This window comes from Xanthomonas pisi DSM 18956, assembly GCF_001010415.1.
Lineage (GTDB): Bacteria > Pseudomonadota > Gammaproteobacteria > Xanthomonadales > Xanthomonadaceae > Xanthomonas > Xanthomonas pisi.
This window is the reverse complement of record NZ_JPLE01000162.1, coordinates 1-414: the sequence shown is the minus strand read 5'-3', so window position 1 is coordinate 414 and position 414 is coordinate 1. Positions and strand designations below refer to the sequence as shown.

Annotated in this window: 1 protein-coding gene; it reads right to left on the bottom strand. The window is 45.7% G+C overall.

All coding sequences use genetic code 11. The features are described 5' to 3' along the window. Nucleotides 1-216: 216 nt before the first annotated feature. The coding region (locus Y887_RS20725; RefSeq protein ID WP_162199179.1) for a pyrophosphatase-like OB fold-containing protein at nt 217-414 on the bottom strand (198 nt) is incomplete at its 5' end.

Here is a 414-nt window from a genome sequence, read left to right as displayed (position 1 = left end):
CAATCACCAGAGTCTTCCGCAAAGAACTTTTTCCCCTGCTTCTTTTCAAGCCACTCAGCAATGCCTGCCTGATAGTCATCAATCATCGCATAGCAAAGACCTTTCATCTCACGACGATAGGCCATCGCAATAGCGTTGGATGGGATTATCGGACTGCCGCGCCCGATTCTATCGGGTGAGCGGCGTTCTCGTTTTTTCGAAGCTTTCCACGCCATATCAACCTTGCTTCGGTGAATTAGTAGGATTATTGAGTGCTCCATATGCTTGAGAGCAATCACCCTTCAACCACTCCTTGAATGAGTTTACATCCAATTCGTGGATTGAGTCAAATCCATTCCAACCGTTACCAAATGATGCTTGATAAGCTTCTTTCGCTTCTTCTGCTGAATCAAATCCAAGCATACACTTGTGTTC